Source organism: Actibacterium sp. 188UL27-1 (genome assembly GCF_016901225.1).
Taxonomy (GTDB): Bacteria; Pseudomonadota; Alphaproteobacteria; order Rhodobacterales; family Rhodobacteraceae; genus 188UL27-1.
Genome location: NZ_JAFEUL010000012.1, coordinates 102,634 through 123,846 on the forward strand (window position 1 = coordinate 102,634; position 21,213 = coordinate 123,846).

The 21,213-nt window shown below is 59.8% G+C and carries 17 protein-coding genes; 8 read left to right on the top strand and 9 right to left on the bottom strand.

Annotation, left to right across the window (positions count from 1 at the left end; all coding sequences use genetic code 11):
* Nucleotides 1–51: 51 nt before the first annotated feature.
* Together IU397_RS15650 and glpK are read right to left on the bottom strand one after the other, a co-directional pair.
* On the bottom strand, nucleotides 52–834 hold the full coding sequence (locus IU397_RS15650) for a S49 family peptidase (protein WP_204415533.1): 783 nt from the start codon (nucleotides 832–834) through the stop codon (nucleotides 52–54).
* 133 nt (nucleotides 835–967) lie between these two features.
* Nucleotides 968–2,449, bottom strand: coding sequence for a glycerol kinase GlpK (gene glpK, locus IU397_RS15655; protein WP_204415535.1), 1,482 nt, complete (start codon nucleotides 2,447–2,449; stop codon nucleotides 968–970).
* Nucleotides 2,450–2,706: 257 nt separating this feature from the next.
* Here glpK and IU397_RS15660 point away from each other — a divergent pair, with 257 nt between their 5' ends.
* A complete protein-coding gene (locus tag IU397_RS15660) occupies nucleotides 2,707–4,368 on the top strand; it encodes an ABC transporter substrate-binding protein (RefSeq protein WP_239479841.1) in 1,662 nt (553 codons plus the stop codon).
* Nucleotides 4,369–5,205: 837 nt separating this feature from the next.
* On the opposite strand, the gene IU397_RS15665 is transcribed toward IU397_RS15660, so the two are convergent.
* From IU397_RS15665 to IU397_RS15690, 6 genes are all read right to left on the bottom strand, one after another.
* Nucleotides 5,206–6,348 (bottom strand): substrate-binding domain-containing protein, encoded by a 1,143-nt coding sequence (locus tag IU397_RS15665; protein ID WP_204415537.1) that lies wholly within the window; start codon nucleotides 6,346–6,348, stop codon nucleotides 5,206–5,208.
* A gap of 77 nt (nucleotides 6,349–6,425) precedes the next feature.
* Complete coding sequence (locus tag IU397_RS15670) at nucleotides 6,426–7,547, bottom strand: ABC transporter permease (RefSeq protein ID WP_204415539.1); 1,122 nt, start codon at nucleotides 7,545–7,547, stop codon at nucleotides 6,426–6,428.
* Between the two features lie 10 nt (nucleotides 7,548–7,557).
* Entirely contained in the window at nucleotides 7,558–8,316 is a 759-nt protein-coding gene (locus IU397_RS15675) for an ATP-binding cassette domain-containing protein (RefSeq protein ID WP_204415541.1), read from the bottom strand.
* A 63-nt stretch (nucleotides 8,317–8,379) separates the two neighbouring features.
* Complete coding sequence (locus IU397_RS15680; protein WP_204415543.1) at nucleotides 8,380–9,471, bottom strand: substrate-binding domain-containing protein; 1,092 nt, start codon at nucleotides 9,469–9,471, stop codon at nucleotides 8,380–8,382.
* 20 nt (nucleotides 9,472–9,491) lie between these two features.
* Nucleotides 9,492–10,514 (bottom strand): ABC transporter permease, encoded by a 1,023-nt coding sequence (locus IU397_RS15685; protein ID WP_204415545.1) that lies wholly within the window; start codon nucleotides 10,512–10,514, stop codon nucleotides 9,492–9,494.
* The gene (locus tag IU397_RS15690; protein WP_204415547.1) at nucleotides 10,501–12,030 is read right to left on the bottom strand and encodes a sugar ABC transporter ATP-binding protein; all 1,530 of its coding nucleotides are present in this window, start codon (nucleotides 12,028–12,030) and stop codon (nucleotides 10,501–10,503) included. The genes IU397_RS15685 and IU397_RS15690 overlap by 14 nt, the downstream gene beginning before the upstream one ends.
* A 154-nt stretch (nucleotides 12,031–12,184) precedes the next feature.
* On the opposite strand from IU397_RS15690, the gene IU397_RS15695 reads away from it, so the two are divergent.
* From IU397_RS15695 to IU397_RS15725, 7 genes are all read left to right on the top strand, one after another.
* Entirely contained in the window at nucleotides 12,185–13,207 is a 1,023-nt protein-coding gene (locus IU397_RS15695) for a LacI family DNA-binding transcriptional regulator (protein ID WP_239479842.1), read from the top strand.
* A gap of 114 nt (nucleotides 13,208–13,321) precedes the next feature.
* The gene (locus IU397_RS15700; protein ID WP_204415549.1) at nucleotides 13,322–13,981 is read left to right on the top strand and encodes a hypothetical protein; all 660 of its coding nucleotides are present in this window, start codon (nucleotides 13,322–13,324) and stop codon (nucleotides 13,979–13,981) included.
* Nucleotides 13,971–14,984, top strand: coding sequence for a ketoacyl-ACP synthase III (locus IU397_RS15705; RefSeq protein ID WP_204415550.1), 1,014 nt, complete (start codon nucleotides 13,971–13,973; stop codon nucleotides 14,982–14,984). Before IU397_RS15700 ends, IU397_RS15705 begins: the two co-directional genes overlap by 11 nt.
* Nucleotides 14,977–15,222, top strand: a complete 246-nt coding sequence (locus IU397_RS15710) for a hypothetical protein (protein WP_204415552.1) — start codon at nucleotides 14,977–14,979, stop codon at nucleotides 15,220–15,222. Before IU397_RS15705 ends, IU397_RS15710 begins: the two co-directional genes overlap by 8 nt.
* A gap of 65 nt (nucleotides 15,223–15,287) precedes the next feature.
* On the top strand, nucleotides 15,288–16,385 hold the full coding sequence (locus IU397_RS15715; RefSeq protein ID WP_204415554.1) for a hypothetical protein: 1,098 nt from the start codon (nucleotides 15,288–15,290) through the stop codon (nucleotides 16,383–16,385).
* Complete coding sequence (locus tag IU397_RS15720) at nucleotides 16,382–17,560, top strand: MBOAT family O-acyltransferase (RefSeq protein WP_204415556.1); 1,179 nt, start codon at nucleotides 16,382–16,384, stop codon at nucleotides 17,558–17,560. Before IU397_RS15715 ends, IU397_RS15720 begins: the two co-directional genes overlap by 4 nt.
* A 3-nt stretch (nucleotides 17,561–17,563) precedes the next feature.
* Nucleotides 17,564–17,713: a hypothetical protein gene (locus IU397_RS15725; protein WP_204415558.1), complete on the top strand. Its 150-nt coding sequence runs from the start codon at nucleotides 17,564–17,566 to the stop codon at nucleotides 17,711–17,713.
* Nucleotides 17,714–17,828: 115 nt separating this feature from the next.
* On the opposite strand, the gene IU397_RS15730 is transcribed toward IU397_RS15725, so the two are convergent.
* The gene (locus IU397_RS15730; protein WP_204415566.1) at nucleotides 17,829–21,032 is read right to left on the bottom strand and encodes a reductive dehalogenase; all 3,204 of its coding nucleotides are present in this window, start codon (nucleotides 21,030–21,032) and stop codon (nucleotides 17,829–17,831) included.
* Between the last annotated feature and the right edge of the window lie 181 nt (nucleotides 21,033–21,213).

Below are 21,213 nucleotides of genomic sequence, written 5' to 3' on the forward strand. Positions count from 1 at the left end.
GCCAATACGGCCATCCCGATCAGGAAAAATGTGACAATTTTAACCAGCACGTCAGAGGCCGTACCGGGCCCAAAGGGCGCGTTCTTCGACCTGCCCGATCACCTGCGCTCCGAACCGGGACAAGAGCGACTTGCGAGGACCGTAGATCGTGAACTTGACCTTTTTGCCAAAGCGGTCCTGCATGACGGGCTTGAGGTGACCAACGGCGTCGACCAACCCGACCTCGATCGCGCTGCCGCCCACCCAGATCTCCCCGGTGAACAGATCACGGCCCTCTGGCAGTTTTGCGCCGCGCCGTTCGGTGACCTGGGTGATGAAGTTTGCGTGGATCTTTTCCTGTAGATCCTTGAGCCGCGCGATATCTTCGGGTTTTTCGGGCCGGAACGGATCCATGAAGCTTTTCGAGTTGCCCGCCGTGTGAACCCGGCGTTCCACACCATAGCGTTCGATCAGTTCGTGGAACCCGAAACCGGCCGAAATTACCCCGATGGAGCCGACGATGGAGTTGCTATCGACAAAGATTTCATCGGCAGCCGTGGCGAGCCAGTATCCGCCAGAGGCTGCAACATCCTCTACAAAGGCAAAGACCGGGATCTTTTTCTCGTCCGCCAGCCGACGGATCCGCGCGGCGATCAGCGCCGATTGTGCCGGGGATCCCCCCGGGGAGTTCAACACCAGCGCCACTGCTTTGGGTTTTCCGCGGGAGAACGCCTTTTCAATGGCACCGCTGATACCTTCATCATTCAGGCCACGGGGACCGGCAGCAATCATGCCGCTCAGACGTACGACAGCCACCACCGGATCGGAGGACATAAACGGGATAAAGCGCTTCATGCGACGCGATGTAGGACTGCCGCTACCCGACAACAAGGTCGCGATTGAAATGGTATACCAGCCATGGGGATACTGTTGCCCGGATGCATGTCTCGACAATTATTTGGCGCAATGGCTTGTTGGCACTGGGGAATCAATAGGCCTGACATCCCTTGACCGCGCGGGTCCAGGCGCCGTAACGCACGCCGCGATCTGCCAGCGCCATTTGCGGCACAAAGCGGTGGTCGCGGTCCCAAGTTTGCGCGAATTCGGCCTGAGCGGGATACAGACCTGCGCGCATGCCAGCGATCCAGGCGACGCCAAGCGCAGTGGTTTCAAGCACGCGGGGCCGATCAACCTGAGCGCCTGTTATATCGGCAAGAAACTGCATCGTCCAATCGCTGACGGTCATGCCGCCGTCGACCCGCAGGACAGAGCCCACGTCGTTTTCCTCCCAATCGGACTTCATCGCCTCAATCAGATCGCGGGTCTGGTAGCCCACACTCTCAAGGGCGGCTCGGGCGATCTCCTCCGGGCCGGTATTACGGGTTAGGCCAAAGATCGCGCCGCGGGCATTGGCATCCCAGTACGGCGCACCAAGGCCGGTGAAAGCGGGCACCATGATCACCTGCTGGCCGTCATCAGCGGCCTGGGCCAGATCACCGGTCGCACCGGCCGTGTCCACGATCCGCAGCCCATCGCGCAGCCATTGGACCGCGGCACCCGCCACAAAGATCGATCCTTCAAGCGCATAGGTCACATGTCCCTCAAGGCTGTAGGCGATGGTGCCCAAAAGGCGGTTGCCGCTTTCGATCAAGGTGTCGCCGGTATTCAGCAAGGCAAAGCAGCCGGTGCCGTAGGTCGATTTCAGCATGCCCGGCTCAAAGCAGGCCTGGCCCACTGTGGCGGCCTGTTGATCGCCAGCCACACCCTGAATCGGGGTCTGGCCGCCCAAAAGGTCGGTTATCCCGAAATCGGCATCACATCCTCTCACCTCCGGCAAAAGCGCCATCGGGATATCGAGCATCGCGCAGATCTCGGCATCCCATTGCCCATCGCGAATATTGTAAAGCAGGGTCCGCGCGGCGTTGGTGGCATCGGTGACATGGACGGCACCACCGGTCATATGCCAGATCAGCCAGGTATCGACCGTGCCAAAAGCCAGCTCTCCAGCCGCCGCCCGGTCGCGGGCACCGTCGATTTCATCAAGCAGCCAAGCCAATTTCGTGCCACTGAAATAGGGATCAAGCAAAAGCCCCGTTTTCTGGCGAACCATCGGCTCATGACCGGCCTCTTTCAGCGTCTCGCACATGGCGGCAGTGCGCCGGTCCTGCCAGACAATGGCATTGTGGAGCGGCGCGCCCGTCTTGCGATCCCATAGGAGCGTTGTTTCGCGCTGGTTAGTGATCCCAATCGCTGCAACATCCATGGCTGTGGCCCCGGCCTGGGCCATCACGGCCGCACAGGTGCGCCGGGTTGTGTGCCACAGATCCATCGCATCATGCTCAACCCAGCCCGACGCGGGAAAATGCTGTGCGAACTCCTCTTGGGCCTGGTGGGCGGGCCGCAACTGCTGATCGAACAGAATGGCCCGTGTTGATGTTGTTCCCTGGTCGATGGCCAAGACATAGGTCATGCGCGTCTCCTCCCTGCGCGGTGTTGCCGCACACTGCGATCTGCGCAACCGGGCTGCAAGCCGGAACCCGCAGGGAACGCAGAGCCAGATGCACCATTTGGTTGCACTCGGACCTGATTCCATGCCTGATGGTGGGGTCGCTGACGCTTACCATCGGGTTGAAGCTGCCAGAACAGGATCACGCGACACCGATGCCGTCCGGCCACGGACCGCACAAATCCCAAATTATCGTTACACCCGCCAGGAGGATTCTCCAGATGACCAATCGTGATATGCAACCACCCAATCATCCCGCCGTAACGGCCTATGCCGCTGAGGTACAAGCAGGGACGCTCTCGCGGCGAGAGTTCCTGAGCCACGCCACGGCGTTGGGCGTCAGCGCCACGACAGCGTACGGCTTGATTGGGGCCGCCACGCCGGCCCGCGCCGAAAGTCATATGCAAGATGGCGGAACGCTGCGGATCGAAAGCACGGTCAAGGCCATGAAGGATCCGCGTACCTATGACTGGCCGCAAATGTCCAACTTCTCGCGCGGGTGGCTGGAATACCTGGTGGAGTATAACAGCGACGGCACCTTCCGCGGCATCCTTCTGGAAAGCTGGGAGGTGAATGACGACGCCACTGAGTACACCCTGAAGGTGCGCGAAGGTGTAACCTGGAACAATGGTGATGCCTTCACCGCCCAAGACGTAGCCAGCAATATCGAGCGTTGGTGTGACCGCAGCGTCGAAGGCAATTCAATGGCGAGCCGCATGGCGTCCCTGATCGACGAAGAAACGGGTGTTGCCCGCGAAGGTGCGATTACAATCGTCGATGACACCACCATCACGCTGGTGCCTGGCAGCCCCGATATCACGCTGATCGCCGGTTTTTCTGACTATCCAGCTGCCATCGTCCACAGCTCCTTCCGGGGTGATCCGCTGGACAACCCAATCGGCACCGGCCCCTACTTGCCTGCAGAGTTCGAGGTCGGCGTGCGTGCCGTTCTGGTGAAGAACGAAAATCATGACTGGTGGGGCAAGGGCGTCATCGGTGAGGCAAAGCTGGACCGGATCGAATATCTGGATTTCGGAACCGACCAGGCCTCCATCGTGGCGGCAGTCGATTCCGATGAAGTCGACATGATCTATGAAAGTCTTGGCGAGTTCATCGAGATTTTCGATGCAATCGAATGGACAAAATCCGAAGCCGTCACAGCCAACACGCTCGTCATTCGCACCAATCAAACGGCCGAGGTAGAGGGGAACAAACCATACGAAGATGTTCGTGTGCGCAAGGCCCTGGCCATGGCCGTGGATAATGCGGTCTGCCTTGAGATTGGTTATGCCGATCTGGGTGTCGTGGCGCAAAACCACCATGTCTGCCCGATCCACCCCGAATATGCCGAGGTGGAGCCACCGGTCTTTGATCCAGTGGCCGCCAAGGCGATGATGGATGAAGCAGGTTTGGGCGATTATGAGCATGAACTGATCTCAATCGATGACGACTGGCGCAAGAACACGACCGATGCCGTGGCCGCCCAGTTGCGGGATGCGGGTTTCAATATCAAACGCACCATTCTGCCCGGGAATACTTTCTGGAACGATTGGGCGAAATATCCGTTCTCGACCACCGACTGGGCACAGCGGCCATTGGGCGTTCAGGTCCTGGCCCTGGCCTATAAATCGGGCGAACCCTGGAATGAGGCTGGGTTCTCCAACCCCGATTTCGACGCGGCCCTGACCGAGGCGCTGGCCATCGCAGATGCCGACAAGCGGCGCGAGACAATGACGACGCTGCAAAAGATCATGCAAGACGAAGGCGTGGTCATTCAGCCCTACTGGCGGTCAACCTATCGCCACCATAGGGAAGGCGTGATCGGAGCCGAGATGCACCCGACGTTCGAGATCCACGTTTACAAACTGGGTCTGGCCGCCTGACACAAATAGGCCCGCGGTGCCCACGCCGCGGGCAATTCTCACATAAAGGGATCTTCGGCGCAGCGGTTGGCCCGATTGCTTCGCAAGAGCGTAGTTTCGCGACAGTGAACCATATCGCAGCCGCCCCAATGCATGGGTGTTGTCGCAACCTTGAAATTTGGTTCTTCGCTTGAAATATGGCACGTTACCGTTGCTAAGGATGCGCTATGGGCCTGCGCACCATACTGAAATACCTGTTGGACGCGCATTTCGACGGCGCGAGTGGCGGTTCCGGAGGCGGCCTTGGTTGGCGGCAAACGGTTCCATGCGCTAAGCGGCCAAACCTTTGAAAAAAGAATTAGTTTTGGACTTGAGCGCGTATGTCGGCATCCGCAGCACGGGGTTCTCTCACTTTGCGGGTCAGGTCCATGCGTTTGAACCGCATCCGATAAATTTTGACTTCCTCGGTCACACCGCGGGTCAGCGCCCAAATATCAAACCGATCAACACAGCAATTTTGAAGGCGCTGGGTGTTCGATGCCGACGTTTGGTGGTGCAATCCGTTTGATCGAGGGAAGGCATGCACGTTTGGGCAGGTTCATCACTGGGGCGCCATCGATATGATGAAAATTTTCGGCGGCCGAACACGTGGAGAAAGGCCGTCATGATCGCCGCGCACTATCTCGAGCGGCATTGCTTGTGACAAGCAATGGGGAGATGCCAGCCGGTACAAACGCCGATCTTATTTGAGATCCCACGCTCACGAATGACACAGGGCCGGCCCCTATGAATACAATGACAAAAAAGCCCCCAGGATATCAGATCGCGGGGGCTTTAACACCGTTTAGCTTGTCATGGTCAGCGGCTGAGCGCACCGACACCCGAGAAGCGGAACGCCTCTTGTTCCAGCCCGTCGATCTCTTCGGCGCTCATCTGATCATGGGCGACCGTGATACGACCCAGGAACACAAGCGGCAACTCATCAGCGCGGCCTTCCAGATCAGCCTTGATCGCTTCGGCCGTGGCCGCACCCACATCGTCACCCATGCGCATGGGCGTGGCATCCAACTCGCCGCGGCGGATCGCGTCAAGCTCAAGGCCCGTCCCACCCCAACCGGTTGAGAAGATCTCCTTCTCCTTTCCCATCGCCACCTGCGCCTCGACGCTGCCCATCGCCATGGCGGTGTTGGCGTTGTGGATGATGGTGGCCTCCGGATAGGCCTGCATGATCAGGCTGGTACCTTCAAAACCGCCCTCGCTTTGATATTCGCCGTAATGCTCATAGGCGGTTGTCCAGCCGCCCTTTTCCTCAACGCAGGCCTTGAAATCACCCGAACGCTGGTTGTCGGTGATGCCGGGAATGCCGCGGTTCATGGCCATGGTCACGCCCTCACCCAGCCGTCCTAGCATGTATTCACACATGGTCAGGGCACCAGCGGCAGAGGAGAAATCAAACCACGCATCGGGCTGCGTCTTCAGGTCTTTGAGCGGCGTATGGAACGCCCAGACATAGGTGCTGAACCCCTCATTGGCAGCCAGCTTGTCAATATTGTCAGCCTGGATGGCCAGTTCCGACGGACCAAAGATGACGTAATCGTAGAGGTCAGCGTCCTGTTCGACCTGGCTTGCATAGGTCGACTGCAGCGAATGTTCGATCTGTCGGCTTGCAAATTCCGTCGTTTCATAGGTGATGCCCAACTGGTCCAGCCGCTTGGTCAGGGCCAGATAGTTGCGCGCCCAAAAGTCCGACGTGTCAGCCGACGGGTAGATCAGTGCAATCTGAACCGGTGCCTCTTGTGTCCCAGCAAAGGCGATGGCTTCGGAACCCACCACCTCTTGCAGGGCTTCCAGCTTGCCCTCGGCATTCACCTCATCCGGGACCCAGTAGTCACGGTCGGCGATATCGGGCAATTCGTTCAGTGGCAGGGCGCTGTGGCCGTCGGCAAAGGCCGCGCAGGATAGCAAAACGGCTGTGAGCGCCGTGGTTGTCAAGATCTTCATGGTAGTCCTCCCAATGGTGGTAATCGCGGATATGTCTCATTCCGCCGGACCCGCGATGCCCGGGGGATTTATTGTGGTCAGCCGCTCGGCGCGGGTGGCGTGGCCAGCAGCCCACCGACCGCTAGCAGCAACAGGAGCCCCCCAATGATCATGGCGGTGAAGCGCATCAATTTTTGCCCGTCCGGCGTGTGCAGACCCGCAAACAAGCCTTTGGAGCCGTCGCGATCCTTCTTTTGCATCCAGGTATAAAGTGCGACCGAGCTGACGATGACCGCGCCCGAGGCGACGGATTGCCAGAAGAATTCGATCCGCAGGGTGACCAGGGCGTTGATCATCATCGACAGCAGCAAGACACCCGCGAACGAACCGAGCATCGACGCACGGCCACCGAACAATGACGTCCCCCCCACAACAACTGCCGCGATCACATGAAGGTTGAAATACGGGGCGGAGGTCGCCTGGATCGCGTTCAGCTTACCGGTCAGCATCACGCCCGCCATGGCAGCCGCAGCACCCATCAGCACATAGGCATAGATCTTGTGGCGGCTGACGGCGATACCTGTCATTTCGGCCGCGTCCGGGCTGGAGCCAATGGCGATGGTGTAACGCCCGAAATAGGTTTTCGTCAGCAACCAGTAGCCGCCGATCATCGTCGCAATACCAAGAATGACCGGAATGGGAACGAAACCGGGGATCTGGCCACGCCCGATATCCGTGATCAGATCGGGGAAACGCGCCAGGACCAGCCCCTTGGCTATGACCAAAGCGAGGCCGCGATAGACCAGATCCATGGCCAGCGTTCCGATCAGATCCGGCACGCGAAACTTGGTGATGACCAGCCCGTTGATCAGGCCCATCGTCGCGCCCAGCATGATCGCAATCGGCAAGGCAACCCAAGCCGGAAACCCGTATTGCTTGATCAGAAAGGCCATCAAGATACCACTCAGCGCCGCGATGGAGCCGATAGACAGGTCAATGCCACGCTGTGTTATGACAAAAGTCATTGCCATCGCCATGGGCATGTAAAGTGCCGCATCCAACAGGATCAGGTTCAGGTTGCTGAGCCGAAAATATCGGGCAGGCTCTGCCACGCCCATAAATAGCAGAATCGCCAGGATCATGACCATGGGGCCAATGATCGCCAGGTAGGGTTCGAACCGGTCAGCGATGGAGCGGGGTTGGGTGTCAATGGCTGTCATTTTGGTTTCCTCACGCCGCTTCTTCGACGCCAACAATCAGGCCCAGGACCTCTTGCTGGTTGCTGTCGGCGGTCTTGACGACGCCCACACATTTGCCCCGCCGCTGGACATGCACCCGGTCCGAGACCTGGAACACATCATCCAGCGAATGGCTGATGAGGATCACGGCCAATCCTTGCGCCTTCACCGTCTCGATCAGCTTGAGCGTTCGGGCCGTTTCCTGCGGGCCCAGGGCCGCCGTGGGTTCATCCATCACCAGCACACGCAGCCCTTCGTGATAGACCGCGCGGGCGATGGCGACCGCCTGCCGCTGCCCGCCTGACAGGCTTTCGGTCGGCGCATCCATACTTTTCAGTCGCACACCCAGACGTTCGAACAGGACCCGCTCCGTCTCGGCCCGCATGCGTTTGTTGTCCAGCATGGTGATGCCGGCAAATTTGGTCGTCAGTTCATTGCCCAGAAACATGTTGGCCGCCGGATCCAGATGATCGGCAAGGGCCAGCGTCTGATACACAGCGTCGATCCCTTTATCGATGGCATCGGAATGGCTGGCCATTTCCAGCTTTTCGTCACCCAGAAAAATCTCCCCCTCGGTCGGTTGATAGACCCCGGTCAGGATCTTGATCAGCGTGGATTTGCCCGCGCCGTTATCGCCAACGATGGCGACCACTTCGCCCGCATGGGCATCCAGATCGACGCCCGACAAGGCTGTCACGCCGCCAAAGCGTTTGGTGATGTTGCGCATTCTGACCAACGGTTCAGATGACATGACATAACCCTTTCAATGGTGGTTGTGCCCGCGGGCACCACGCCCGCGACCGGAAGGGTGACCTTACTTACCCCAAATCTTGCGATACGCGTCACGGTATCCATTGCCGGGGTCGAAGATGTTATCATCGCCACCATCAAAGCTGATATTGTCAGCCGTCACGACATGCAGGGGGGAGGTGTAGCCCGACCACTCCACGCCCTGAATGGCGCGGTTCAGCTCATCGACCAACTGCCAACCTTGCAGGTTCAAGGGCTCCGCCACGGTCACCGACTGGTACTGACCTGCCCGGATCCGCTGATAGGCGCTTTCGGATCCGTCGCCTGCGGCCACGGCCTTTGGCTTAGAATCTCCGGCAATGCCCGCTGCGGCCAGGGACGGCCCCATGAAATCAAAGTAGATGTCGTTGATGGCCAGAGAGTGGGTCCAGGCCGCACCGTGGCGCTGCAACAGGGCTGTGGTCAGCGTTGGCATACGACTGGACGTGTCAGCGATGGGCGTGTCGACATATTCCAGGACGGTGCCGCCCAGTTTCTCGATCTCTTCCTTGATCCGGTCGGCCTTGGCGATGGCAATCGCATAAGTGCTGTCAGTGAAAATCACGACGCCCGGCGCCCCACCCGCATCGGCAAAGGCCCATTGGGCAGCGGCGGCGGAAACCTCCATCGCGTCGGTGGACACATTGGTAAAGAGACCAATCTCCGCATCCGGTCCAATGACCGGTCCGGCATGCCAACTGACCATGGGAATGCCGGATGCCTTGGCCTGACCCAATGCGGCCTGCTGTTCCACGGCATCAAAGCCGTTGATGATGATCCCGTCGGGCTTCAGTGCCAAAGCCTGACCGAAGGCCGCTGTCCGCCCCTGGATCGAACCTGCACCGTCCAGCACGCGAACGTCCCAGCCGATGGCCCCCACGGCCTCTTCCACGCCGCGGGTCACGCCCAAGATGCCGCCGTTTTTCATGTCACCGGCCAACACGACGATGGTCTTGCCTTCCGCCGCGGCAGGCCCGTCGGTTGGGCCGTCCCAGGCGGTTTTCTGGCCCGCATGTTTCTGAACCGCCGCCATTGCATCGGCCACAGCATCGGCACTGACCGGCGCGCCAAGGCCAAGCGACGCTATCGCGGCCCACAGGAATGATCGTCTCAGCATAGTTTCCTCCCTTATGCTTCTTATTTCGGTGCGGCGGCCTTGCGCCGTTGGGCATAGCCCGCGATGCCAATGGCAATTAGCAGGGTCACGCCGTTGAACATGGGCTCCACCCAGAAGGCCCCGCCAAACTGTTGGATGCCCGAGATGCCCACTGCCAGGATGGCCACGCCCACCACCGTGCCAAAGACATTCACCCGTCCCGGTTTGATGGTGGTCGATCCCAGAAACGCGCCCACAAGTGCGGGCAACAGAAACTCCAGCCCGACCGAGGCCTGACCGATCCGCAATTTTGAGGCCAACAAGACGCCGGTGATCGCCGTCAAAGTGCCCGAACACATGAACGCCCCGATCACGTATTTTCGGGTTGGTATGCCATTCAGCTCTGCCGCGCGCTGGTTCGCGCCGATGGCGTAAAGGTACCGGCCGATGGGCGTGTATTCAAAGATCAGCCACATGGCGATGGTGATCGCCAGCACGTAAAAGCCGGTAATCGGCAGGCCAAGAACGAACGTGCCGTTCAGGGCAAAGAACCCCTCAGGCAGCACACCGACCATCTGCCGCCCGCCAGTGTGCCAAAGGGCCAGCGCATAAAGGACAGTACCCGTGCCGAGCGTCGCGATGAAGCTGTCGATCTTGGCGACCTCAACCAGCAGGCCATTCAGAAAGCCCGACAGCGCACCAAGCAGGATCACAATCGCCACCGCCAGCGGCCAAGGCAGCCCCAGCATCGTCTGCAACGAGATCGCCAAAATGTGCCATAGCACAATGCCATAGCCTACGGTCAGGTCGATCCGCCCCGCCGCCATGGGGATCATCGCGCCCAGTGAAAGCAGCGCGATAATGGCTTTGTCCGAGATGATGGCCCGCAAGTTCAGCAATGTCGGGAACGTATTCGGCAGCAGGACCGAGAACAGGATAATCAGGAAAACCGTCAGGATCACCAGCCCATAAACCGGCAGCAGGCGCAGCAATCGCGCCCCGGTGCTCAGCTTTTGCATCTCGGCCCGGGTTGGCTCCAGTGCGTTGGATTCAAGTGATTGCATTGATGCGTTCCTTTGCCGATCCATGGTTCCCGGCCGATGCCGTCTGGATCAGATTTTCGGTGGTCAGACCGGTGCCGGTCAGTTCATCCACGATCTGGCCTTGGCTGAAAACGATGGCGCGGTGACAGATGGCGGCCACTTCCTCGAAATCCGTCGACACGACCATAATCGCGACGCCGCGCGCGAGGGCCGCATTGAGCAGGGCATAGATCTCGGCCTTGGCGCCGACATCGACGCCCGCCGTCGGGTCCTCGCAAATCAATAGCTTGCGACCCGTCGCCAGCCACCGCCCGATCACGACCTTTTGCTGGTTGCCACCCGACAGGGCCTCAATCGCCAGGGTCGGGTCATTGGGGCTTAGCGCCACGTCCCGGCCGATCGCCACGGCTTCGTCCACTTCCGCCCCGGACGATTTGAACGACAACGCCCCACGCCCCACCGCCGCCGGATTTAGAAACGTGTTTTCCCGGATGCTCAAATTCATGGCGACAGATTCTTCCGTCCGGTCACGGGCGACCAAGCCAATGCCCGCCCTCAAGGCTGTTTGTGGGTTGGTCAGGTCTGGAGCCTTGCCCTGCAACAAGATCTTACCGTCGAAGGGGGCGGCCCCGAACAGGGCGCGCGACACGCTTTCATGCCCGGCGCCACGCAACCCGACCAGCCCCACAATCTCGTTACGATGCAGATCGAAACTGATCGGCCCGGCCTGCCCCGCATAAAGGTTTTGCACGCTCAATACTTTATCACCCAATTCTTGGGCAGGCTTCAGCACCTCGCGGGTTTTGCGACCCACGATCATATTCACCAACTCTTCGGGTGTGGTGTGATCGATGCTGCGCACGCCAACCATCTGGCCGTCGCGTAACACGGCGACCCGATCAGCGATCTGAAAGATTTCATCCAACCGGTGCGAGACATAGATCATCCCCACGCCCTTTTCCCGCAAAGGCCGGAGCGCCGTAAACAACCGCTCGACCTCATCCGCGGGCAACGACGCCGTGGGCTCATCCAGCACCAGAAAATCCGCCTCAACGGCCAGGGACCGGGCGATAGCAACCAGTGATTTCTCGGTCCGCGGCAGATCCTGAACCCGCGTCGTCGGATCAAAATCGCACCCCACCTTGTCCAGCGCCTCGCGCGCAAAGGCATCAACCTTGCGCCATTGGATCAAACCGGCACCCTTGGCATAACCCAAGGCGAGCGCGATATTCTCCGCCACCGTCATCCATTCGATCAGGCCAAGATCCTGGTGGATGAACGCCACCTTCTGGCGCTCGCCAAATCCGCTGGGGCGATGCTCATAAGGTGCTCCGTCGATCAGAACCTGCCCACCATCGGGCCGATGGATCCCGCCCAACACCTTGATCAGGGTCGACTTGCCCGCGCCATTCTCACCCAGCAGCGCGACAATCTCCCCCCGCGCCACGGCCAGCGAGACCGATTTCAGCGCGTAAGTGCCGCCAAAGTGCTTTTCGATCGCGTCGAAAAACAGCCCGTTTTGCAGGTGTTGGTTCACGTATCCTCCCAGCGTCACGGCTCATACTACCCCACATTCCTCCCGGTGAGATATTGAGTTACCCGTAACGTCCGCCTATCATTGGGACGAGATCAAAACCTGTCAATAGAAAAACGTTACGGGTAACATCAATGCAGGACGAAGGGTTAACCCTTTGAAAAACAACAAGGTAAGCCTGGCTGAGGTCGCCAAGGCTGCTGGCGTGTCAAAAATGACCGCCAGCCGCGTTCTACGTGATGAAGGCGGCTTTTCGGAATCGACCCGCGACAAGGTTATGGCCCAGGTCGAACGGTTGGGTTACTTGCCCAACCGTCTTGCGACCGTTTTTGCGGGCGACAAGAAATCTACCTTCGTCGGTGTATCGATCCCCGATCTGGGCAATGAAGTGTTCGGCATGGTGTTGGAAGGCATCGACCGGAAACTCGGCGCCTTTTCGCATCAAAGCGTCCTGGGCCTGACGCAACACGCGCTGGACCAAGAGGAAAGCTGGATCGAAACGGTCCTGTCATGGCAACCTGCCGGGCTGATCCTGACCGGTCGCTCCCATACGCCAAAATCTCTGGTCATGCTCAAGGGCGCGGGCGTTCCGGTGGTCGAAATCTGGGACCTCAACTCCTCCCCCATTGACCTGTGCGTGGGGGTGAACCATTTCGACAGCGGCTATGATATGGGCCGATATCTGACCGGTCTGGGCTACCGCAAGTTGGGCTATGTTGGCACGTCCCATGACACGGCCAACGCCGCGACGGCCCGCATGAACGGCTTCACAAAGGCGGTCCAGGATGCGGACGGGCAAGTGACCCGCCACCTGTGCCTACATGACGTCCCCGGCTTTTACCCCGGCTACTACGGAACTGAACAACTCCTGTCATCGGGCGCCGAGATCGAGGCAATCTTCTACCAGAATGACAACATGGCCGTGGGCGGCATCCACTATTGCGCCGCGCGCAACCTGTCCGTCCCTGGCGATATCGCCATTGCCGGTTGGGGCGACCTTCCAATCCTGTCAATCCTGCCCTACCGCGTCACGACGGTCCATGTCTCCCACTTGAAACTCGGCCAAGTCGCGGCCGAGGTTCTGCTCGCCTCCCTTGATGGCACCCCCACTCAGGATGTCCACGATATCGGCTTTCGTCTCGTTCCCGGCGCAACAACCGGGCAGGTCGGGCGGATCTGACCCCCAGAATTGGGGAAATACGCCAATGGCTCCATCTGAGGGACAAAGCCAGTTGCCCTGCCCATCCAGCCCCATTAAAGCGACGAGGGGGATGAAAAATGCAGGGCGGACGAGATGATATCGACCCCTTTGACTGTCGTGCTGAACGGCTCTCGCAGTTATGTTCAAGGCACACAGATGCTGGCGCGTGCGGCTGAAGCCCTCTCTTCATCCGGCGACGTTGCGCTCAGGCAAGCAGTGTTTCAGAACATAACGGATCATGGGGTCGCCATGACTGTATTGGGGCCGTCGGACACACCTCCGACCGATGCGATTGGACGCGCGCAGTTTGCAGATGCCGACGGTACGCAGATCAATGTCAGCTTTGAAAAACAGCCCGGCATTGCCCCCCGCGGCGATATCCCGGCCGGTTGCAAATGGAGCCTGATCAATGGCGCAGGCAACCATCCACTGGATGCGGAATACGAACTGGCCGGGCTGAAAACCGGCGAAGACGTTCTGGTTGCGCTGATCCAAACCATAAAGGAACGGCACCAGACCCTTGCCGGGGACGTGACCGATATCTGGTTCACGGGTCTGCGGCGCGCCGACCTGCAGATGGCCCATTTCCCGGCACCGGATGGCACGTTGAAGATCACCTATAATCGGTTGATGGGTCAGGACGGCGAATACCAGACCATGCAGTTGGTTCACTTCAACGGAACCAGCGGCCATGGGTTTGAGGCTGTGGTATCCTTTGCCTTCAAATCGCAGGACTTTACCAATGTCGCTTGAGGCGGTTGCATCCGCTGTCCCCGCGCTCCACCAGACCGTGGAAGAGATCGCCGCCCAATGCGACGCTGACGTTGAATTTGTCCGGACCAAGGTCGGCGTCGCCGGGCGCTATATCATGGGGCCGGGAGAGACCGGGATCGGGCTTGCCGATGCAGCCTGCACCAAACTGTTCACACAGACGGATCTGACGGCCGCTGATATCGGCTTGCTCGTTTTCGTCACGCAGAACCCGGATCGCCGGTTGCCAAACAATGCCGCCGGTCTGGCCCATGCGCTGGGCCTGCCGAAAACGGTCGCCAGTTTCGATCTGTCCCTGGGTTGTTCCGGTTTCGTTTACGGATTGTCGGTGACCGAGGCGTTCTTGCAGGCCCACGGCATCGAAAATGCCCTACTGGTCACCTGCGATCCCTATTCGCGGATCATGGCGCCAGAAGACAAAGCCACGAACGCTGTTTTCGGTGACGCTGCCACAGCAACGCTGGTCACGCGATCTGGTACACGCAGCGCCCTCTCGGGCCTCGACTTCGGCACCGATGGCGGTGGCGGCGATGCGATCCGCATTGATGCGGGTGGAGCCGCGGCACCGCTGGTCGCACTCGACACAGGTGACGGCCTGCAAACCGGCGACCGGGACGCGCATCGACTGATCATGGAAGGTCGCGCGGTCTTTAACTTTGTGAACGCCACGATCCCCAGCAGCATCGCCAACAGCCTGACAAAGGCGGACCTGACGCTTGACGACATCGACTGGTTCGCACTGCACCAAGGGTCTGAATACATGCTGGACTCACTCGCGCGCCGTTCGCGCATACCCGGTGAGAAGGTGCTGAAAAATATAGCGACCTACGGAAACACCGTGTCTTCAACCATTCCCCTGCTAGTCGAACAGTTGCTGGCACAAGGTAAACTTGATAGCCGAAGCCGAGTGTTGATTTCAGGGTTTGGTGTCGGTCTGTCCTGGGCCACCGGCGTACTTACTTTTAGCGGAGCGAATGATGACTGAAGCCGAAACAACAGCGTTCAAGAACGTGAAAACAGCCTTGGATATCGCGTCACCTGGCGCGTCCGACAAGGTGACCATGGACAGTCATCTGGTAGATGATGGCGTGTTGGACTCGCTCGACCTGATGACATTCATGTTCGAGCTTGAGGATGTGCATGGCTCCAAGCTGGAGCAAGTAACGGAAACCTTTGACGATTATCGCGTCAAAACCATCGTCGGCTTCATGGTCGCAGCTTAACGCGCCGCGCGGTCGGCGGGGATGTTACCCTTGACGCAATCGACCACCCAACGGGATAGCTCCGCGTGACTGAACGGCCGTCAAATTGGCAGCTTTGGGCGATGCGGCTTTGCCTGGTTGCTGCCTTTGCGGGATCCTGTGGCGTCTTTGCGCTGTCGCAGTCCCATTATGCCCGTGCCGCAATCCTGCCCAGCAGCAATGCTTGCCAATATCACATGCAAACCCAACTCCCCGCTGAAACCCGGGTGATCGCGATCGGCTCGTCCCGCGCGCGGGAGGCGATTGATCCCGGCGATCTGGCGAATGCTCTGGATCTTGAACGGTCTCAGATCGCCAACCTTGCCCATTCAAGTGTCGCACTCGGCTATGATTATGGGGTGATCGCGTCACTGGCCCGCAAACAGGATCTGGATCTTGTCTTGTTCGAGGTGATTGCCCGGTCTTCGGAGATGGAGAAAGAAGAGCGCAAGATCGATCCGGCGACTGAACCGCCGATACTTGGGCTGTCCATGGGCCCCGCACGGGGCTCCTATGCGCTGGGAACGTCCTTCAACGATCAGGCACAGCGGGCATTTACAGATGCGCCAAACACCGCCCTTGCCATCTCCGACCTCATGACACTGACGGCCAATCGGATCAGCGACACGCTGGCGCTATTGCGGAAAAAGCGGATTTTTCCGCGTCTTTTTCAGCATGATAGCTCAATCGATGCCTCCCGCGCCCAGATCTGCGCCTTGAAAACATCGCGCGATGATAGCGGCCTGACCGACAAGCAGCGCGCGCTGCGGCGCCAGAAGATCGACCAGTATCGCGCAACATTTGCAAGCTGGGACGACCCCGCGCCGCTGGGCTATATTACCGATCCCGTTCGTGCCTTCGACCATGCCACCATCGAGGATATGGTGGCCTTGGGCGATGCCCATAATTTCGTCCCGATCTTCTTCTTTTTGCCCGGGATCGATGTTCCTGTGGATTCTGATCTGGCCCCGGCATTCGCCGACCGGTTCGACGCACCATTGCTGATCCCGTCACCCGAAGTTCGGAAGGTTCTCTCGCGCAACGGTTATTACGACAATGCCCATCTCAACCTTCAAGGCGGAGCCGTTTTTGCCAATTGGCTTGCGGACGAGTTGCAGTCTCTGGGTGTTGACCTGGACGGATGATTGCCGAATTTTCCTTTTTAATCTGGCTGTTGGGCCTTTCGGTTCCGGTCTATTGGGCGATGCCCGCTGCTTGGGCGGCGATGCGCCAGGTCTTTCTGGCGGTGGTGTCGGTTGTGCTGCTATGGGCGCTAAGCCCGTTCATCCTGATCGCAGTGACAGGCTTTGGGGTTTTGGTTGCGGTCTTTGCGTTAGCGGTTGGTGCAAAGGCGGATAAACGTCGGCTCAAAATGATATCGTGGGGCCTGTTTCTGCCGTTGCTGCTGGTCGAAGTTATCCCGGTGGATCTGGTCATTAGCGGGCTCCTGGGCCCGCGCGCGGTGGATGTTGCGGGTATCCGCGGTTTTGCGTTGCTGGGGCTCAGCTATACGGCGATCCGCAGTTTCATCATCACGCGAGAGATCATCGACGGGAATGCGCCCTCCCCGCTGCAAGCCGTCATGTCATTGGTTTTCTTTGGAAGTTTCGTCGCGGGCCCAATCACCGGATCAACCCCGTTTCGCAAACCTGCCGCGCGGTTGGAGGGCCAGGCTGCCTTGACAGGGATAGCGCGGATCGGGTGGGGTGCGGCGGTTTTCTTTGTGTTTCGCAACGCGGTAGCGGGCGCCGATGCCGTTGGCTGGGCAGGTGTTGCACCGGATGGCACAGCAGCTGTCTGGATCATCACTTACCAGAAATTTCTGACGCTATACCTTGATTTCACGGGCTATTCCGAGATCGCGATTGGCACGGCCCTGTTATTCGGGATCAAGCTGCCAGAGAACTTTCGCTACCCGTTCCTGGCGCGATCCATTCAAGAGTTCTGGCAACGTTGGCACCTGAGTTTAGGAGCGTTTATAGGGACTTACCTGTTCAAGCCCCTGGTGCGGAGCTATGGCAAACCGACGCTTGCCATCTTTATGGCCTTTGTCATTGTGGGGCTATGGCACCGGCTGGCCCTGCCCTACTTCCTGTGGGGGATCGGCCATGGTGCAGGGCTGGCGCTGAACATGTATCTTAAACAGCGCAAGGCCAAGCAACCCAGGCCGGTAGACCCAAGCCCCCTGGCGATCCGAGCCGTTCAGAACGGGGCGGGATGGGTGTTTACCATGACCTATGTCGCTGTTTTATCTAGCTTTGCCCTGAGCCCTGATATCGGATCGGCAGTCGCCTATCTGCTGAGCCTGTTTGGAGTATGACCGTTGGCAGATGATCCAAAACTACCCTCAAAACTGATCACCATCCTGCGCGATCCGCAGACGATGACCTATGTTTTGGGCGTTATCGGATGGCTGATCGTGGTGTGGGCCTTTCCGTTTGACTGGTCCCTGCCCGCCTATGCGGAGTTCTGATTGGCGCTGTCACCGGCCATGCAGATCAGATGCACAAACCATACATATCCCATGCATACGCGCCGCGCGGTGCTGTAGGCTTTCATTCAGCTTTCGAACGCGCCCAAACGGCTGTCTAGAGATCGATTTCGATGCAGCCACCCGCCTGGGCCGCGCGGGATTGGCAAAGGATGATGGCCTCCGATCGCTGGGATTTTGACAGAACGAAATCGCGGTGTTCGACCTCGCCTGAAACCAGACCGCATTTGCAGACACCGCACAGACCGTCGGCGCATTTGACATCGATGGCGATGCCATTTTCCAGCAGCACGTCAGAGGCGGATTTGTTGACAGGCACCGTGAAGGACCGGCCCGACTTGACCAGCGTCAGAGTGAAGGGATGGTTTTCGTAGTCCGGCGTTTCCGGGACCGAGAAGTATTCCAGGTGCCGGGCATCTTCGGGAAAACCGGCCCGTTCAGCGGCCTGGATCACAGCGTCCATATACAGGTCGGGGCCGCACGTATAGACGTGCTGGCCGGACTGGTAATCGCTGAGGAGGTGATCCAGATCAGCGCGCCCACCTTCGCCAGAGATGTGAAGCGCGACACGGTCGGACCAAGGCATATCCGCGAGGTCAGCAAGGAACCCCATTTGCGCGCGGGCGCGACCGGAATAGTGCATCTGGAACGGTTTGCCCAGGCGGTGCAGTTCATGGGCCATGGCGATCATCGGAGTGATGCCGATGCCGCCACCCATCAACAGGGTCTGAGTCGCATCCGGGGCCAGCGAGAAATGGTTGATGGGTTTTGAAACAAAGATCTTGCGGCCCTCTGCAAAGATCTGGTGGAGGAGTTTTGAGCCACCGCGCCCGTCCTCCTCCCGCAGAACACCGATCTGATATTTGGTGCGGTCGGCGGGGTCGCCGCTCATGGAATATTGTCTTAGGAATTCCGGTGCTACGACGATATCCAGATGCGCGCCCGCCTGCCACTGGGGCAGGTCACTGCCATCGAGCGCGCTGAATTCGTATTTGGTGACCCCATCGGCCATAGCCTCGGCCCGGGTGATTTCAACGCGCAGGACGGGGCTGTCGACGTCCTGGCGGTAGAGATGGGTGATGTGATCGGTCTCACCCGTGGCCAGGCGGGCCTGATATTCCTCTGCCGTGACCATGGCCTGATACGCCTCGATCCCGGCCTCGCGGTCCATGGGGAACGGATAGGGATGGGGATGCGGGGCGAGGTTGGCGGGATAAACGGCCAGCGTTTGATCGACGTATTTCAGGTCGAGATCAGTTTGGAGCGTGCGGGCATTCACCGGCTTGGTAGTGGGGCGGTAGCCGCCGCCATCGGTCAGTTCCAGATCCCACCACCATTTCTTGATCGGGTTGAGGCTGCCATTGCCAACCGCATCATCAAGACGGGCGAGCAGCGGCGCGGCTTTGGGCAGGTTCATCGCAGCCCAGCGAAAGGGTTTTTCCTTGAACACGCCTTCGAGGTTCCAGGGGCAGGTCTTCATGCAGCGGCCACACATCGCGCCGCCTTCGGTCGTGATCCGGTAGGTCGCGCATTTCTGGCTGTCGGATTTCCAGATCTCGTAGCCGTTGAACATCAGTTTCGGTCCGGCGGTGATGGCGCCGGACGGGCATTCGCGGGCGCATTTGTTGCAGGAATTACAAAAGGTCTGGAGGCCGAAATCGATGGGCTTGTCATGGGCCAGAGGCAGATCGGTGGTGACTGCGCCGGATTTCAGGCGCGGGCCGAGGAAGGGGTTGAGGATAACCTCGCCAATGCGGCTGACCTCCCCCAGACCGGACAGCAGGAGGAGCGGGGGTTGCAAAACCTCACCATCCATCACGGTGTGCGCCTTGGCGCTGTAGCCGAGGTTGCGGATCTGTTTGGCAATGACGCCGCCCAGCAGGGAAAAGCGCAAATAGGCGCGCATGGATTGGGCAACGGCGATCCAATCGTCGCCGGATGACCCCTCCATCGTGTCATAGCCTTGGTCGATGATCATGCTGATGGCCTGATCGTGAGACGGGTCGATGGGCGCGCCAGTCGCGTCGTGGGAATACCAGGCCCAGTCGGGGCAGCGGGAGATGCCAACTGCGTCGACGCCCAGGAAATAGCTGGTGGCCTTGATCAGGTTTGCGGCCTCTGCCGGGTCGAGCTTGATTTTTTCGGAGGCGGGTGTGCCGTCCTGGAGCAGTACGAAGGCGCCCAGGGCGCGGCGTTGCGCGGTGGACGGCGCAGCCTTTCGCACGTAATGCCCGCCTTTGGCGCCATCCTGGAGGGTTTTTCCCATATCGCCGAACTGGGCGCGGGCGAACATGTCGGTGCGTTTGGGGACGCGGGCAACGCGCGCCTCGTCGATATAGGTGGTGGGCTGGTCGACCCGTTTGAGGGTTTCGAACGGGTGGGCCCCATCGACGAAGCGGCGTTTTGCGAACGGAATGTAGTTGAAGGCGTTCTTTGCGGTTTTGGTGCCAAACTGCCAGGCGAGGCCGTGGGCAGATTTGGGTTGGGTCGGTTTGAGCGGTTGATCCGGCGCCATGTCGAACGTCGTCGTGACGGCGGCAAGGCCGAAGCGGGTGCCGATATAGGGGTGCGTCAGCTGGCCGTTTTCGACCGTGGCGAGACCTGCGGCGACGGCTAGGCGGTTGAGATCGATATCGGTGCTGGTGGCCGTATGGGCGCGGGCCGGGTGGCCAAGGACGCGCAGGTAGTTGGCTAGGACCACAGCGGTTTCCGAGGCAAGGAGCGCGGCGCGATGGGCCTGGGCATCCGTGATCCAGGCGGTGCCAGGTTCGTCTGGCATTGGGTCGCGCGGGTTCTCGTAGAGGAGGACCAGGGCGTGGCTGTGGCCGGTGATAGTGGTGGGCGGCGCCTCCATCGATTCCTTGAGATCAGCCATGATGAGGTCGATGCCCGAGGCGAGTGTCTTGGTCTGGCGTGTCTTCAGATCATGGGCAAGCCGGGCGACATCGGGGTTGGCGCGGGGGTGGTCCAGGAGCGCCTGAGCGGGCAACAGGCAGGTGCCCATGGCGGCGGCATCGCAGAAATAGCCAAACGCCTTTAGGTGGTTGGCGCGTTCGGCCGGGTCGGTGGGGGCTTCGGCGACAGCGCGATTGACAAGCCCGTCGCGGATCGCATCGAGCATCGCCTGGTGTTCGCGCATGGCGTTGACGATGGATTGCGGCGCATCGGTTCGATCAAAGGACAGATGCGGCGGGGGCGGCACCGCATCGAGTTTTGTGCTGGCTTGGCGGGCCAGACGTTCGATCGGGTAGCGGCCCATATGGACCGGGCGGTCGCGATCAGAGAAAAAGCGAATGGTCATGGAACGCGCGATCCTTTTGCCCGGCGGGCGTTGGTCTGGCCGGAGTAAAGCACCGTTCGCACGGCGGGAACACCCGGTCTGTCGAGAACGGGACCGGCGTGGGATCGTATCATTGCGATTGGTTTCTGGAACACTGCGGGGAACGGCAGGGATGTATCGCCGTCAAACCCGGTTTGGCGCG